Genomic DNA, 14,434 nt, shown 5'->3' with positions numbered 1-14,434 from the left:
TCAAAAAATGTAGGAGTCTTCTACTTCATGAAAATCAAAGATCTACAGTAAAAGAATAGTACCCGTTCCCTCCGTCGCGCTGAGTCAATCTTTGGTAGGGGCTGTTGGGGTCCCATTGAACGGTTTTAACGTCATAAGCGGTAAGTTGCACCCATAAGTTATAGTATCCCGCTTTAATTCTTACTGTTCCGTCCCCATGATTTTGCACTTCAAAACTAATCGCCGAGCTGCCGTCTGCGGCGCCTCGTGATGACATTACACCCCCGTCACCTGTGGTGGCCAATAGAAAGCCGTCCGGATTGATGAGATGAGTTGAGCCGTCACTCGAGGGTTGTATCATAAATAGTTGCGCCCGATGGCCGGGCTCATAGGTACGAGATTCGGTTCCGTTAGCGCCAATGGTGATCGCGTAAGTGGTCATGAGTGTGCATCCCTGGTTTATCCATGAAGTATTACGCGTTCAATTGCATTGGTTTTTTAAAGGGCTCGCTACTGTCAATGTTGACAGTGGCGACAAGCGGTTGCATGAGTTATATAGATAGTTGTTGGTGTTGTTTCGTTGATTCTTTGGCTCTATTTTTTTGTATGCCCAGCTCTATCTGTCGGAATGGATCATCTGGCCGTATAGGCTGTTTTTTATTTGTCTTTTACGGATGTTCAGATACTGCATGGGGGGCAGGCATCGCTCGTTGTCGAAAGTGTGTACAAGCGTTTACGTGCCCACAAAACACGACCGGTCGATGTGTCCAAGGTTAAAAATCTTTAGCGCCGTGAGCGTCAATGAGTGCCCGAGCGACAGTGCTCAACAAGCTCCCACTCACTGCTAGAGGTTTAAGGGCACTTTTAAGCTATAATCCCGCCCTTTAGCTGCCCCGTGCCCCAGGTGCGCGGCACATCAATTTTTCGAGGCGCTTGTCGCCCGTATGCAGACATAAGAGGCTAGACCCTGTGGCATTGACGATTCTTGGCCTGTCCGGCGCCCTTAGCCATGATCCTTCCGCAGCGCTGTACATAGACGGCAAGCTGATCGCGGCGGCCGAGGAAGAGCGCTTCGTACGCGATAAACATGCAAAGAACCGCATGCCCTACGAATCGGCGAAGTTCTGCCTGGAGCAGGCCGGCATCAAGCCTTCCGACGTCGATGTGGTGGCGATCCCCTTCGCCCCGATCAGCCTGTTCGGCGAGGCGCGCTGGCACTACGCCAAGCGCTACTGGTATGCCCCGGATCGGGCCCTCGACGCGATCCTGATGGGCAACCGCCGCTACAAGCGCTATCGCCGCAAGATCGTCTGGTGCCTGGAGCAACTGGGCTTCGATCCGAAAAAGATCAAGATCGAGCCGGTCGAGCATCACCTGGCCCACGCCTCCAGCGCCTACCACTGCTCGGGCTTCCAGGAGAAAACCGCAATCCTGGGCATCGACGGCAAGGGCGAATACGCCACGACCTTCTTTGGCTATGGCGAAAACGGCAAGATCCACAAGATCAAGGAATTCTTCGACCCGGACTCCCTGGGCGGCCTGTACGGCGCGATCACCGAGTTCCTGGGCTTTGAGATGCTCGACGGTGAGTTCAAGGTCATGGGCATGGCGCCCTACGGTGATGCCACCAAGTACGATTTCTCGCGCCTGGCTTCTTTTGAAAACGGCGAGCTGGTGATCAACACCGACTACGCCAACGTGATCGGCCTGCGTCGCTATAAAGAGAAGGGCAAGGGTTTCTACTTCTCGCCGAAGCTGATCGAATGGCTCGGCCCGAAACGTGAAGGCGACATCGCCGACGAGCCGTACATTCACTACGCGGCGAGCATGCAAGCGCTGTTCGAGAAGCTCGCGTTGCAAATGATCGACCACTACCTGGGCGACGTGCTCAAGGAAACCGGCAAGCTGGCTTTCGCTGGCGGCTGCGCGTTGAACGTCAAGTTGAACCAGAAAATCATCGCCCGTGACGACGTCAAGGAGCTGTTCGTGCAACCGGCTTCCGGCGACGCCGGTACTGCCGTGGGTGCGGCGGCTTATGTGTCCCATGCCCGTGGCGTGCCGGTAGAGAAGATGGAACACGTCTACCTCGGCCCGGCCTACAGCAACGAAGACGTGATCGCTGCGTGCGCCCGTCATCCGAGCAAGCCTGCGTGGCGCAAGATCGACAACACACCTGAGCGCATCGCCAAGATCATGGTCGACGGCAACCCGGTGGCCTGGTTCCAGGGGCGCATGGAGTTTGGCCCGCGCGCCTTGGGCGGTCGTTCGATCATCGGTTGCCCAAGCGCCAGCGGCGTGGCCGATCGGATCAACGAGCAGATCAAGTTCCGCGAACGCTGGAGGCCTTTCTGCCCCTCGATGCTCGACACCGTTGCGCCGCAGATGATCAAGGTCGACCACCCGGCGCCATTCATGACCTTCACCTTCGAGGTGGCCGAAGAATGGAAAACTCGCGTGCCTGAAGTCGTCCATGAAGACGGCACTTCCCGGGCCCAGGTGCTCAAACGCGAATACAACCCGCGTTACTACGACATGATGAAGGCCCTGGAAGTCCTGACCGGCAACGGCGTGTCGTTGAACACCTCGCTCAACCGTCGTGGCGAACCGATGATCTGTTCGCCGACCGACGCGCTGAACATGTTCTTCGGTTCCGACCTGCAGTACCTGATCATGGAAGACATCCTGGTGGTCAAAGACGGCGTGGACGCTTATGACACGCTCGGCTGAGCGACATGTGCTGCAGTTCTGCCACGGTTATGACGGGCCGTTCCTGGACTGCGCCCGTCAGTACGCCAGCCTGTTCGCGGGCACTGGCTATCGCGTGACCACGGTGTTTCTCACCGGGGTGGCGGATGCGCAAGTCGCCTCCGCTTGTGCCTCGGACGAGGTGCTGTTCATGGAGTACAGCTCCAGTGCCATTCGTGGCCTGAAGCTGGGCGCCATTGGCGATCTGCGCAAGATTGCCGCCTCACGCAATTTCAGTTTCTGCATTGCCCATCGCTTCAAGCCGATCTACATCGCCCTGCTCGGCACCCGCTTGCCGGTGATTGGCGTGCATCATGCCTTCGGTGACTATCAACGGCGTACCCGCCGGCTGTTCGCCCAGTTTTTTCGTAAACGCCTGAGCCTGCTCGGGGTTTCCGATGCGGTGCGTGACGACATGCGCCGCTGCCTGTCGAAATGGCCGGCTGCCCGGATCCAGACGCTCTACAACCGCATCGACCTCGACGCCACACAGGCCAGCCTGGTCTCCCGCGAGGAGGCACGACAGACCCTGGGGCTGGATGCGCACGCCTGGATTGTCGGCAATGTCGGCCGTCTGCACCCGGACAAGGACCAGGTCACGCTGTTGCGCGGTTTTGCTGCGGCGCTGAAGTATTTACCGGCCAACAGTCAGCTGGCGATTCTTGGCAAGGGCCGCCTGGAGCAGGACCTCCGGGCATTGGCGCTGGAATTGGGCATCGCCGATCGCGTGCTGTTGCTCGGCCAGGTGCCCGAGGCGCGCCGTTATTTCCGCGCGTTTGATGTGTTTGCCCTGAGTTCCGACCATGAGCCGTTTGGCATGGTGCTGCTCGAAGCCATGGCCGCCGGTGTACCGTTGCTGGCCACTGCTTGCGGTGGTGCCAAGGAAGTGGTCGAAGGCGTCGGCATCCTGTTTCCGCTTGGTGACGCCGAGCACATGGCTCAGGGGCTGCAACACCTGGCGGCCATGGACGATCTGCAGCGTCGCCAATGCGCCGAGCTGATGCTCGACCGCTTGCGCGAGCGCTTCTCGGATCGCGCCGTACGCGAGGCATTCTGGCGTTTGCCCCAAGTCACCGAACTGGCGCCGAGGGCCTGAATGTTCAATCGATTCCAAGGCTGGCGTGAGCGCGGCTGGACAGCCGTAGACGCGTCGATTTATGCCCAGGCCTGGCAGCGTTTTGGCGGCAGTGTGGCGACTCATCCCCTGGTGGTCGAGCGCCTGGCGGCCCTGGCCGGGATTCCCGTGCGTTATCTGGCGTTCGAGCAGGACGGTGAACTCAAGGCGGCCATACCGACCTGGGGCCGCGACCTGGCGTTGTCCAAGGACGTGCTCAAGCGCAGCGGCAAGAAGGGCTTGTTCGACCTGGGTAATGCCGAGCTGATCCTGCCGGCGGCGCCCGATGCACAAGCCCCTTTGCGTCATCGCGGGCGTTACCTGTCGGCCCTCAACGAGGGGCGCTTCAGTGGCTTGAAGTTGCAGCAGGAACAATTGGCCATGGCCCGCACGCCAGAAGAGCTATCCAAGAAGTTTCGCTACAACCAGCGCCGTGAGCTGCGCTTGCTGGAAGAGGCGGGCGGGGTGGTGCGGCCGGTCGGCGAATTTTCCAGTGCCGAGCTGGCTTCGATCTACTGCGACCTGTTCCTGCGTCGCTGGGGCTTTGCGGCCACCGGTGCCGAGCGCATGGGCGAGGTGATCGAGTTGCTGCGCGAATGGCTGATCGGTTCGGTGATCTTCCTCAACGATGCGCCGATTGCCATCCAGTTGGTGTATCGCGTCGAAGCGTCCGAGTGGATCAGCGTCGAGTACATAAACGGTGGCGTCGACCCACAGACTCGCGAATTCAGCCCCGGCAGTGTGTTGAGTTTTCTCAACACCCAAAGCGCCTGGGAACATGCCCGTGCCGCTGGCAAGCCGTTGCGTTTTTCGTTCGGTCGGGCGGACCGGGAATACAAGGACCGTTGGTGCAACCCCGTGCCGGTGTTTACCGTATGAACCCACCGATCAGTCGCAAGCAACAGTTGCTCAAGCGCCACCGTCGCAACAAGCGCGTGGGGCTGCTGCTCGCCCTCATCGTGCTGGTCTTGCTGGGGGTGGCAGTGGCCTGGTGGTTGCCCCTGGTGCTGGCGGTGCTGGGATGGATCGCCCATGAGGCGTGGTTCGCCGATCACCTGTTCTATTCGCCCAGGGATGATTACCAGTACAGCTTCCCGCCGTTCACCCAGCAACCCAAGGTGCACCTCAATGCCGGGCGGCTGCGGCTGGACGAAGGCGTGATTCTGGACGATGGCGCGACGTTGATTCTCGCGTTGCGGGTCAAGAGCACCTGGCTGGGGCGCTTCATCGATCCGGTTGTCGAATTGTTGGGCGGTGAAAGGGACCTGCAAACTTTCGAGCGCGGGGTCAACGGCCTGCGCTATCTCAATCTCAGCGAGCAGGGCCCGGCGTTGTCCCGAGGTGAGCTGCGCCTGCGCGGGCGCCATTGCCGTTTGCTGGGCGAGCCGACGCTATGGTCCTTCACGTCGCCGCAAGTGCAGCGCCAGCGGGTGATGGTCATCGCTCCCCATGCCGACGATGCGGAGCTGGCCGCCTACGGCTTGTACAGCCAGGCTGACGAAGCCTGGATCGTCACGCTGACCGCCGGTGAAATCGAAGCCGAACATTATCGACAGATGGGCTTGGATCGCGTTGAAGCTGCGCGGCTCAAGGGCCGTTTGCGCGCCTGGGACAGCATTGCCGTACCGCGTTGGGCGGGAGTGCCTGAAGCGCATTGTGTGCAGTTGGGTTACTTCTGCCTGCAACTGGCCGCCATGCAAGCGGCGCCGAGCCACCCCCAAGGTTCTCGCGAGGCTGACCTGAGCGATACCCGGCTGTTCCGCCAGTTGAACCCGTTCCTGCTGCCCGGCGATGCCGACGGCGCGCCGACCTGGAACAACCTGCTGGCAGACCTGCGCGAACTGCTGCTCAAGGCGCGTCCCGAGGTCATTGTGTTGCCGCATCCAACCTTTGATCCGCACCCCGACCATCTCTGCGCCCATCATGCCGTCCTGCAAGCCCTCGAAGGCCTGGAGTGGCAGCCGACCACGCTGTTGGGCTACGCCAATCACTTGCACGACAACGACCGTTGGCCTATGGGGAATGCGGGAGCGGGCATTGCGTTGCCGCCGTATTTCGATCCGGCCCTGCCAATGCATCCTGTCAGCCTGCCACTGGCAGTGCCTGGACAGCGCGACAAGGCCATGGCGCTGGGCATGATGCACGATCTGCAACCGCGTGCGCCGTTCAAGCGTCGTCTGCGCCGTGGCCTCCAGCGCCTGCTGGCCGGGCGCGCCTGCTCAGCGTATGGCGAGAACGAATTTTTTCGCAAGGCTGTACGTCGCCATGAATTGTTCTGGCGGCTGTAAGGGCCCTAGGCGGGGCGTCTTTGCGCTGCGGCGCAAAAAGGCCCCCGGTTATTTATCAAGTCGTTCGGTGCCGCAAGGAAGACGATGAAAGTTCTATTTCTGGTGCAGAAAGAACAGCGGGCCATCCTGGACCGACTCTACGAAGGCGTGGCCGCTCATTGCGAGTGCGACTTGCGCTGGCTCGACAGCAAGGAACAACGCAACCTGCGGGGATACTTCCGCCGCCATGTGGACGTCTCGCGTTATGATCGGATCGTATTTTTCCTGCGTTTCAAGCAGGAGATCCGCCAGGCCGGCTTCATCCGCACGATCCCCAACCTGGTGATCCTCGAGCACGATGCCTACCAGAATTACATCCCGTGCAAATACACCGGCAAATTCAGTGCGCATTACCGGCGCCTGCCGTGGGTGCGGGTGATCAGTTCCGGCTTCATGGTGGCCGAACGTCTGCGTGGCGAAGGTTTCGATGCGGTTTTCGTGCCCAAAGGCTACGATCAATCGTTATTGCAGGATCGGGGTCGTGAGCGGGACATCGAGCTGGCCTTCGTTGGTAGCACCAACAGTGTTGCCTATAGCGGTCGCAAGGCGCTGCTGGATGAGCTGGGACGCGTTGAACCGCTGGTCGTGACCCGGACCAAGTCCGGTGAAGAGTATTGCGAGACTCTGAACCGTATCCGCTTTTTCGTCAGTGCCGACGTGGGCATGGGCGAGTTCATGATCAAGAATTTCGAAGCCATGGCCTGCGGCTGTGTCCTGTTGGCGTTTGACCAGGGCATCGACGAGGCGCGTGCGTTGGGGTTGCAGGACATGCACAACGTGGTGTTGTACCGTGACATCCCGCAACTCCAGGAAAAGCTTTCCCGGCTGCGTGCCGACTCCGAGCTGGCGCGTAGAGTGGCGCACAACGGCCAGGAGCTGGCGCTGGAACAGTTCAGTTTCGCGCGCATCGGGCAGAAGATCGTTGAAGCACTGGAGCCGCCCTTGCGGCCTCGGGCTCCGTTGAGTTTGCTGGAGACATTGCGCCTGAAGCTGGGCGTTTGACACGAACCGTTCAGTCATCCGATTCAGGGATGGCGTTTGACTAGATGGTATTTCAGTGCAGTTTTCCGACGAGAGTGACATTACCCTGGTGGTAACCAGTTGCGGCCGGTTCGATCTGCTCAAGCGGACCCTGGAGAGCTTCGACCGCTTCAATACCGCGCCGATTCGTGAAGTCTTCATTACGGAAGATGCCGGTGACGAAGGCGTATATGCCGCCATTCCCGCTCACTGGAAGGACCGCACGAGGGTTTTTGTCAATCGGCCGAAGTTGGGGCAGTTGGCCTCGATCGACCTGGCGTACGAGCATGTCAAGACGCCTTATGTCTTTCACTGCGAGGATGACTGGGAGTTCTATCGTCCGGCCTTCGTGGAGGATTCGCACACGATCCTGGAGCTGCGGCCGGATATTCTCCAAGTGTGGTTGCGCAACTATGTCTACGACTTGTCCGTACATAGCCCCTACATTCACCTCGGCGAACGTGACGTCATTGGTGGCGTGCCCTGTTATCCGTTGATTTCAGACAAGCCCGAATGGCAAAGCTTTTCTCTCAACCCAGGCCTGCGACGGTTGAAAGAGTATGGCCTCTGCGCACCCTTTGCCGGTTTCGGTGGCGAAAAGGCTCTGTCTATGCGCTATGCCCAGCTGAACTTGACGGCGGTTGCGCTGGAAGGGGATGCTATTTTGCACACCGGATTCGGGGTTCATGTAGAAGTGCCCGTGGAGCGCGAGCGAAAGGCACGCCGAAAGCGCCGCGAGCAGGTCAAGTTGTCCTTGGTTTTCTTGCTCGGAGTCTGCATCGGCTGGCTTATCAACTATTAATGCCGCCAAGCACGGATCCTGGTCCGCGATAAAAGGTTTGCTGCTCGATGAGCATTATCAATGTCATGTGGGCGGGCGGTTCGCCGTTCGCTTCGGTACACAAGGTTCATAATCAGATTCTCTCGCGGATGGAGCCTGCGATGCCTGTCAAGACATGGCTCTTGCAGGGGGAGGCGGCTGCGTGTCGGGTTGATGTCGGGGCGGCGCTTGAGTGGAATATGACCTCAGCCCAGCTCAAGGGCCGACATGTCTGGCGCCTGCTCAAGCCCTTGATGCACAGCCGTTTCCGCCAGGCATTTCTCGAAAGCGATGCCCGTGTAGTGTTGCTTGATGGCGTTGGCGTGGCGCGTACCTTGTTGCCGGTCCTCGAGGATCTGCCGCAGATCCGCGTGGTGGTGATTTTCCATGGTGCGACACGACTCAATCCCGCGGGCCGTGAACTGTTGCGTGGCTTCCCAGCTTCACGCCTGACCCTGGCCGCGGTCTCCGAGACCCTGGCGATGTCGCTCCAGGATGAGTTGGGCATCCAGGTAAGGGCGCTGCGTAGCGCGTTCGATCCGGCAGCCTTCCAGTCTGCACTGTTGTCTCGCGAAGAGGCACGTGCCCGTTTGGGATTGCCTGGCACAGAGGCGCGGGTTTTTGGCGCCGTAGGTCGGTTGGTGGACAGCAAGGGATTCGCCAGTTTGCTGGAGGCGTTTGGCCGGGCCGCGGCCAGCCATTCCGACTGGCGCCTGGTGATTGTTGGCGAGGGGCCGAGACGCGAGGCGTTGCAAGCGCGGATCGCCCAGCCGGATCTGGTCGACAAGGTATTGCTGACGGGGCATCTGGAAGATGTCGCGAAGCTCTACAGGGCGTTTGATTGGGTGCTGATCCCGTCCCTGGACGAGGGCCTCGGGTTGATTCTCCAGGAGGCTGTCCTGGCTGGTGTCCCGGTGCTGGCCAGCGAACTTGCGGTCTTTCGTGAGCAGTTGGGCGACACTGGTTGGTACGCTCCGCTCAACGATGAAGGGCGCTGGAGCGAGGCGATCGGGCGGGCGGCACAGGCGCCGGCCAGTGCGGTCGCGGAGGCCCAGTACCAGGCGCTGGCACCTGACAAGGCCTGGTCGAGTTTCAGTCAGACCGCCCGGCAGTTGATCTCAGGCAGTCAATAGGGCACTTTCCAATGCCTGCATTGGAAAGCTCCCGTTCAGGTTCTCCCTGGCAATATAACGAGCGAAATGTTGCAAGTTTCGGCGTGCCAGGTAGCGTGGCAGCGGCGAGCGCAGGAAGCGCATGTCAGCCACATCGATCAACCCAAGTTTATTTTCAGGCGTGACGACGATGTTGCCCAGGTGCAGTGAGCGGAAATAAATGCCGCTGGCGTGCAGGCTGCGGATCAACTCGACCAGCGCAGGAAGGGTATGCTGCCAGCTGAAATTTTCCTGACTCGATAATTGGCGCAGGGTTTTTCCCGGAAGAGGTCGATACAGTACGGCGGTCATGCCGGGCTTCTGCAATTTGTAGACGGCCAGCACTTCGAGGGTCGGTACACCGAGCTTCTGCAGGCGGGCTGCATTATTGATGAATCGCGTTGAATAGGGCTTTAGAAGGGCCGAAGAAAAAAACCGTTTGCGGCGAAACAGCTTGAGGATATTGCCATCCTGCAGCAGATAGACTTTTGGGCCGTAGCTGTCGGCCTCCAGAATGCTGGCGCCTTCAATCAATTGATTCAGGGCGGCTTGGGGAAGCCGTGAGGATTGCATCGTAGGGAAACCTTGTTGAAAGAACCGGTGCCGTGGCGGGCCATGATGCCCAAAAGTTTTTGTTTTCACCATGCCGGTTTGGCAGGTACACCGTTTAGGAGCGATAGATGCAGGCGACACGTTGGGCGCAGGGGTGGATGGCCTTTGGCTTGTTATGGTTTTTGCTGGCGATAGCCCTGGCGCCGACGAACAAAGTCTATCAGCAGGGGTTGGTTGCATTCGCCTGGTTGCCGGTAATCCTCCTCGCGTGGCCTGCCCGGCATCGGCTGTTGGAGTTGTGGCGCGCCCAAAGGGTGATCTACACGGCATTGCTGGCGTTGATGCTCTGGGCGTTGGTCACATTGTTGTGGGCCGAGGTGGCAGAGCCTACCCGTGAAGCCAAGCGACTGCTCTACATCCTGGTGTTCCTGATGTTTTTCCCGATCTTTGCCGACGGCCAGCCCGAGCGTGTGATTCGTATCATGCAATGGGGTGGCCTGGGGCTCGCGCTGACGGCCTTGATGGCCATCGTCCATTTCTACGGGTATGCGAACCATCGCTGGGATGCTCGCCTGGAAGGGCTGGGGGAATTGTCCCATCCGATCCTCGGCGGCTACGTGATCGGATTGGCGGCTATCTGGTTGCTGCACTGGATGCCGCGTCATATCGGGCTGCAAGTGCTTTGGGCGGTAGCGCTGGGCGTGTTGGCCGTCTTCGTGGTCGCGAGCCAGAGCCGCGGCGCTGCACTGGCCTTGCTGCTTAGCGTGCTGGCCATGCCAATTTACTGTCGGGACCAGCGTGCCCGGATTATCGCCGCCATGGCCCTGGTGTTGGCGATGCTGACCTTCTGGCTGCTCGAGCCGTTGGTCATGGCGCGCGGTGCTTCCTATCGTCCCGAGATTTTCATGTCGAGCCTGCACATGATTGCCGAACGCCCATGGGGCGGTCTTGGCTTGGCGGCCGACTACCGGATTACCAGTCACGGTATCAAGTTCGATCATGCCCACAATCTGTTCAGCCACGTCACCATCCAACTCGGGCTGCCGGGGTTGTTGTTGTGGTGCATCGTCTGGTTCGCCGTGTTGCGCGAAGCCTGGCGTGCCCGTGACAGCCTGCTGGGCCGGGGCGTGCTTGGTATGTGGGTGTTTTCGTTCCTGGCGATGCAGTTCGACGCTGCGAGCCTGACCGGAACCCCCCGCGCAGAATGGTTCATTACCTGGTTGCCGATTGGCCTGGCCGGCGTTTTGACCTGGGCGCGGGCCAATTCCGGTGGCTGTGATAAAATTCCGCGTTCTTCCTAACCAGTGAGCCCGACGATGAGTGACGCACCGCCCAAAGCGGAACAGGATTCCAGCCTGAAGATCTATTTTCGGTTGCTGGGATACGTCAAACCCTACGCGGGCATTTTCCTGCTGAGTATCGTGGGTTTCGTGATATTTGCTTCGACCCAGCCCATGTTGGCCGGGATTCTCAAATATTTCGTCGACGGCTTGAGCAACCCCGATGCGGTGCTCTTTCCCAACGTGCCGTATCTCAAAGACTTGAAATTGCTGATGGCAGTGCCGCTGCTGATCGTCCTGATCGCTGCCTGGCAGGGTCTGGGGTCGTTCCTGGGCAACTATTACCTGGCCAAGGTTTCCCTGGGGCTGGTGCACGACCTGCGGGTCGAGTTGTTCAAGAAGTTGCTGGTGCTGCCAAATCGCTATTTCGACACCCACAATTCCGGCCACCTGATTTCCCGGATCACCTTCAACGTGACCATGGTCACCGGTGCCGCCACCGATGCCATCAAGGTGGTGATCCGCGAAGGTCTCTCCGTGGTCTTCCTCTTTGCCTACCTTGTGTGGATGAACTGGAAGCTGACCCTGGTGATGTTGGCGATCCTGCCGCTGATCGCGGTCATGGTCAGCAGCACCAGCAAGAAATTCCGCAAGCAGAGCAAAAAGATCCAGGTGGCCATGGGCGACGTGACCCACGTTGCTTCCGAGACCATCCAGGGCTACCGCGTGGTGCGCAGCTTCGGCGGCGAGGCCTATGAAGAGCAACGTTTTACCAACGCCAGCCAGGGCAATACCGACAAGCAATTGCGCATGACTCGCACCGGCGCGGTCTATACGCCGATGCTGCAACTGGTGATCTACACCGCCATGGCCGCCCTGATGTTCCTGGTGCTGTTCCTGCGCGGCGACGCGACGGCGGGTGACCTTGTGGCCTACATCACGGCCGCTGGTTTGCTGCCCAAGCCGATTCGGCAGCTTTCGGAAGTCAGCTCCACCATCCAGAAAGGCGTGGCCGGTGCCGAAAGCATCTTCGAACAACTGGATGTCGAGCCGGAGGTCGACAGGGGGACGGTCGAGCAGGAGCGGGTCAGCGGTCGTCTCGATGTGCGCAACCTGAGCTTTACCTACCCCGGCGCTGATCGCGAGGTGCTCAAGGACATCAGCTTCACCGCGGCACCCGGGCAGATGATTGCACTGGTGGGCCGTTCGGGCAGCGGCAAGTCGACCCTGGCGAGCCTTATCCCGCGCTTCTATCACCATGAGGTCGGCCAGATCCTGCTCGACGACGTGGAAATCGAAGACTACCGCCTGCGCAACCTGCGTCGTCATGTCGCCCAGGTGACCCAGCATGTCACGCTGTTCAATGACACGGTGGCCAACAATATCGCCTACGGCGACCTGGCCGGTGCGCCACGGGCGGATATTGAAAAGGCGGCCCGGGATGCCTATGCCATGGACTTCATTGAGCAATTGCCCAATGGCCTGGACACCGAGGTGGGCGAAAACGGCGTACTGCTGTCCGGCGGCCAGCGCCAGCGCCTGGCCATTGCAAGGGCGTTGTTGAAGAACGCGCCGCTGCTGATCCTCGACGAGGCCACCTCGGCGCTGGACACCGAGTCCGAACGGCATATCCAGGCCGCGCTGGACCAGGTCATGAAAGGTCGTACGACCCTGGTCATCGCGCATCGTCTGTCGACCATCGAAAAAGCCGACATGATCCTGGTGATGGACCAGGGCCGTATCGTTGAGCGGGGTTCCCATGGCGAACTCCTGGCGCAGAATGGCTACTACTCGCGTCTTCATGCCATGGGACTGGACGCCCCTGCCCAGAATATCGCCTGAGTTCGGACACCAGGTTGTGATAGCTGTGTGCTTGGGCCGGTGATGTTGAATGTGCCTGTGTCATCGCGAGCAGGCCCCGCCCCACAGGGTTTGTATCGAAATCCTTACCTGCCTTGACCAACCCACAATAAATCTGCGCCCCGTGACTGCTAAAATCTGGCCACAGGATTTTCCTGGACCAACTTCAATCATCGAGGGGGCCATCCCTCTCGCGCGGGGACGTGCATGCTGCAACGTTATCTGTGGAAGCTACTGCCCAAATCGCAGCGCTCCTTTCTGTTGGGGCGCCTGTCGGTTGTCGATCGGCAGGTCGTGAACAAATCGATGTCGGCCAATTGCCGTTTCCCCGAAGCTTTCGCCCAGCGCGGCTGCCTGTTCATCCATGTGCCCAAATGCGCCGGCAGCAGTATTTGCGTGGGGCTTTTCGATGGCTACAGCCCGGGCCACCTGCCGTTGTATTGGTACGAAGAGCAGTTCGCGCGGCAGTACGCCGCCAGTTTCAAGTTTGCCTTTGTTCGTGATCCGCTGGAACGTGCATATTCGGCCTATGCTTTTCTGCGGGGCAACACGTTGGGGTTGCGCGATCATGCGGCTCAGAAACTGGTCGGCCAATACCGCGACTTCGATGATTTCGTTGCGCGCTGGCTGCACCCGGAGAACATCACCCGGCAATTGCATTTCGCTGCCCAGACAGATTTCCTCACCGATTCCCTCGGCCATCTGGCGATGGACTTCATCGGTTATCAGGAGTACCTGGACAGGGACTATGAGCGGGTGTGCGAGCATCTGGGACTGGCTGCGACGTTGCCCCATGTGAACCGCACCCAGCAGCGCGCTGCGGTGCCGGTAAGGGAAATCTGCTCGGTACGGACCCGTCGGCTGGTACGGCGGGTGTACCAACGTGACTACGAGATGCTTGGTTATGAATGAAACGTCAAAGATATCGATGCAACAGATTCAGATTCGTCCTTGTACGCAGGCGCTCACGTCCGAGGATCGGGCCGCCATCAAAGCCCAGCGCCCCCGCTGCGTCTGGCTGACCGGGCTGTCGGGGGCGGGCAAGTCGACGCTGGCCAATGCCCTGGAAGTGCAGCTCAACCAGATGGGTCTGCACACCGCCCTGCTCGACGGCGACAACCTGCGCCAGGGGTTGTGCCGGGGCCTGGGCATGGATGCCGAGGCCCGCAAGGAAAATATCCGCCGCATTGCCGAGGTGGCGCGCTTGATGGTCGACGCCGGCCTGATCGTCATCGTTGCGGCCATTTCGCCGTTTCGTGCTGACCGGGAAGCGGCCCGACAGCTGTTCCCCGAGGGCACCTTCGTGGAGGTTTATGTGAGTACCCCTTTCGACGTCTGTGCCCAGCGTGACCCAAAGGGGTTGTACCGCGAGGCCCGTGCCGGGCGGATCAAGAACTTCACCGGGCTCGACAGTCCCTACGAGGCGCCGCTTGCGCCGGACTGTGAGATCAACACCAGTGAGGTGGAGCTGGCCCAGGCTTGTTCGCGACTATCGGCGTTGCTGCAAATCTGATCGAGCACACATCCTGGCTTCGCGTTGCAGCCATGGACAAGCCTTCGTTCGCCCTGTGCTAATATCCCCGCCC

The 14,434-nt window shown here is 59.9% G+C and carries 13 protein-coding genes; 11 read left to right on the top strand and 2 right to left on the bottom strand.

The features are described from left to right. Window positions 1–34: 34 nt before the first annotated feature. Window positions 35–421 (bottom strand): hypothetical protein, encoded by a 387-nt coding sequence (locus tag KGA89_RS06805; protein ID WP_223470991.1) that lies wholly within the window; start codon window positions 419–421, stop codon window positions 35–37. Window positions 422–948: 527 nt separating this feature from the next. Between KGA89_RS06805 and KGA89_RS06800 the strand changes: the two genes are divergently transcribed. The 7 genes from KGA89_RS06800 to KGA89_RS06770 all read left to right on the top strand — a co-directional run bounded on the left by KGA89_RS06800 (window position 949) and on the right by KGA89_RS06770 (window position 9,138). Continuing rightward, complete coding sequence (locus KGA89_RS06800) at window positions 949–2,706, top strand: carbamoyltransferase (protein ID WP_003197115.1); 1,758 nt, start codon at window positions 949–951, stop codon at window positions 2,704–2,706. Then, window positions 2,690–3,820, top strand: coding sequence for a glycosyltransferase (locus KGA89_RS06795; protein ID WP_223470990.1), 1,131 nt, complete (start codon window positions 2,690–2,692; stop codon window positions 3,818–3,820). The genes KGA89_RS06800 and KGA89_RS06795 overlap by 17 nt, the downstream gene beginning before the upstream one ends. Further along, the gene (locus KGA89_RS06790) at window positions 3,821–4,717 is read left to right on the top strand and encodes an antimicrobial resistance protein Mig-14 (RefSeq protein ID WP_223470988.1); all 897 of its coding nucleotides are present in this window, start codon (window positions 3,821–3,823) and stop codon (window positions 4,715–4,717) included. 8 nt (window positions 4,718–4,725) lie between these two features. Next, window positions 4,726–6,126 carry a PIG-L deacetylase family protein gene (locus KGA89_RS06785; RefSeq protein ID WP_223471192.1) on the top strand — a complete coding sequence of 467 codons (1,401 nt, stop codon included), beginning with the start codon at window positions 4,726–4,728 and terminating at the stop codon, window positions 6,124–6,126. 84 nt (window positions 6,127–6,210) lie between these two features. After that, a complete protein-coding gene (locus KGA89_RS06780; RefSeq protein WP_223470986.1) occupies window positions 6,211–7,167 on the top strand; it encodes a glycosyltransferase in 957 nt (318 codons plus the stop codon). Window positions 7,168–7,222: 55 nt separating this feature from the next. Further along, complete coding sequence (locus KGA89_RS06775) at window positions 7,223–7,987, top strand: glycosyltransferase family 2 protein (RefSeq protein WP_223470985.1); 765 nt, start codon at window positions 7,223–7,225, stop codon at window positions 7,985–7,987. Between the two features lie 47 nt (window positions 7,988–8,034). Then, on the top strand, window positions 8,035–9,138 hold the full coding sequence (locus tag KGA89_RS06770) for a glycosyltransferase (RefSeq protein WP_223470984.1): 1,104 nt from the start codon (window positions 8,035–8,037) through the stop codon (window positions 9,136–9,138). Here the strand turns inward: KGA89_RS06770 and KGA89_RS06765 are convergent. Further along, a complete protein-coding gene (locus tag KGA89_RS06765) occupies window positions 9,124–9,729 on the bottom strand; it encodes a toluene tolerance protein (RefSeq protein ID WP_223470983.1) in 606 nt (201 codons plus the stop codon). The two genes, KGA89_RS06770 and KGA89_RS06765, sit on opposite strands and share 15 nt — an antisense overlap. Before the next feature lie 107 nt (window positions 9,730–9,836). Here KGA89_RS06765 and KGA89_RS06760 point away from each other — a divergent pair, with 107 nt between their 5' ends. The 4 genes from KGA89_RS06760 (at window position 9,837) to cysC (ending at window position 14,361) form a co-directional block, all read left to right on the top strand. Beyond that, on the top strand, window positions 9,837–11,009 hold the full coding sequence (locus tag KGA89_RS06760; RefSeq protein WP_223470982.1) for an O-antigen ligase family protein: 1,173 nt from the start codon (window positions 9,837–9,839) through the stop codon (window positions 11,007–11,009). 15 nt (window positions 11,010–11,024) lie between these two features. Then, entirely contained in the window at window positions 11,025–12,830 is a 1,806-nt protein-coding gene (msbA, locus tag KGA89_RS06755) for a lipid A export permease/ATP-binding protein MsbA (RefSeq protein WP_223470981.1), read from the top strand. Between the two features lie 225 nt (window positions 12,831–13,055). Then, window positions 13,056–13,760: a sulfotransferase family 2 domain-containing protein gene (locus tag KGA89_RS06750; protein WP_223470980.1), complete on the top strand. Its 705-nt coding sequence runs from the start codon at window positions 13,056–13,058 to the stop codon at window positions 13,758–13,760. Beyond that, window positions 13,753–14,361: an adenylyl-sulfate kinase gene (gene cysC, locus KGA89_RS06745; protein ID WP_223470979.1), complete on the top strand. Its 609-nt coding sequence runs from the start codon at window positions 13,753–13,755 to the stop codon at window positions 14,359–14,361. Before KGA89_RS06750 ends, cysC begins: the two co-directional genes overlap by 8 nt. Window positions 14,362–14,434: the final 73 nt, after the last annotated feature.

This window comes from Pseudomonas sp. A-RE-22, from assembly GCF_019956035.1.
GTDB lineage: Bacteria > Pseudomonadota > Gammaproteobacteria > Pseudomonadales > Pseudomonadaceae > Aquipseudomonas > Aquipseudomonas brassicacearum.
This window is presented reverse-complemented; position numbering and strand designations above follow the sequence as displayed.